The sequence below is a fragment of the Prevotella sp. AM23-5 genome, from assembly GCF_003473645.1.
In the GTDB taxonomy this organism is placed as follows: domain Bacteria; phylum Bacteroidota; class Bacteroidia; order Bacteroidales; family Bacteroidaceae; genus Prevotella; species Prevotella copri_A.
Genome location: NZ_QUCG01000060.1, coordinates 18,722 through 20,302, shown reverse-complemented (window position 1 = coordinate 20,302; position 1,581 = coordinate 18,722). Strand labels below are relative to the sequence as shown.

Sequence of the window (1,581 nt, the reverse complement as noted above, 5' to 3'; positions counted from 1 at the left end):
CAAGCAAAACTCTAATATGACATGGCAAAAATACAAATTAAATCTGAGAAACTCACACCTTTTGGAGGAATTTTTTCAATCATGGAGAAATTTGACTCCATGCTTTCACCCGTTATCGACTCAACACTGGGTCAGAGATGCAGCAGTATCTTCGGATATCAGTTCAGCGAGATAGTCCGTTCGCTGATGAGCGTTTATTTCTGTGGCGGCTCATGCGTGGAAGATGTAACGTCACAACTGATGCGCCATCTCTCGTATCATCCTACCCTTCGTACATGCAGCTCTGATACCATCCTCAGAGCCATCAAGGAACTGACACAGGAAAACATCTCCTATACTTCCGACCAAGGCAAGACCTATGATTTCAATACTGCAGACAAACTCAACACATTGCTTATAAACGCTTTGGTTTCTACAGGCGAGTTGAAGGAAATTGAGGAATACGATGTTGACTTTGACCATCAGTTCCTTGAAACGGAGAAGTATGATGCAAAACCGACCTACAAAAAGTTCCTCGGCTACAGGCCTGGCGTATATGTTATCGGTGACAAGATAGTCTATATCGAGAACAGCGATGGTAACACGAATGTGCGTTTTCATCAGGCAGACACCCATAAGAGATTCTTCGCTCTTCTGGAATCCCAGAACATCCGTGTAAATCGCTTCAGGGCAGACTGCGGTTCCTGCTCGAAGGAAATCGTCAGTGAGATAGAGAAGCATTGCAAACATTTCTACATCCGTGCCAACCGATGCAGTTCGCTCTACAATGACATCTTTGCTCTGAGAGGATGGAAGACGGAGGAGATTAACGGCATCCAGTTCGAACTCAATTCCATTCTCGTTGAGAAATGGGAAGGCAAGTGCTATCGTCTTGTCATCCAGAGACAAAGACGCAACAGTGGCGACCTTGACCTGTGGGAAGGCGAATACACTTACCGTTGTATTCTGACCAACGATTACAAGTCATCGACAAGGGACATTGTTGAATTCTACAATCTGCGTGGCGGCAAGGAACGTATCTTTGACGACATGAACAACGGATTCGGTTGGAGCAGGCTCCCCAAGTCATTCATGGCGGAGAATACTGTCTTTCTTCTGCTTACTGCATTGATACACAATTTCTACAAGACCATCATGAGCAGGCTTGACACCAAGGCTTTTGGGCTCAAGAAAACGAGTCGCATAAAGGCTTTTGTCTTCAGATTCATCTCCGTACCTGCCAAGTGGATCATGACTGCAAGGCAATACGTGCTGAATATCTACACAGAGAACCGAGCTTATGCAAAACCCTTCAAAACAGAATTCGGATAAGAATCCTTTCTTTCCGGTTTGAATCTGCGTATTACCTCAAGTCGCATCGTGGGGTAAGGGGATGGTGGCTACATATTGATGTTGTGCTGTTGCTTTTTACTGAAAGCTGCTACTAACGACTCATAAATCTACCCTTAATCGTGTATTGGATGATAGTTGCGGATTTTAGGAAAAAGAATGATACTTCTCGGTTCTGATGCCGGGAAGTCTCATTAATGTATCATAGAAGTCTCATTATTTTACTTTTTCTTTACGAGATACTTCATTCCA

At 44.0% G+C, this 1,581-nt stretch carries 1 protein-coding gene; it reads left to right on the top strand.

What is annotated here, in order from left to right; translation table 11 throughout:
* Positions 1 to 21 precede the first annotated feature (21 nt).
* Positions 22 to 1,311 (top strand): IS1380-like element IS612 family transposase, encoded by a 1,290-nt coding sequence (locus DW657_RS13240; RefSeq protein WP_005814044.1) that lies wholly within the window; start codon positions 22 to 24, stop codon positions 1,309 to 1,311.
* The last annotated feature ends 270 nt before the right edge of the window (positions 1,312 to 1,581 follow it).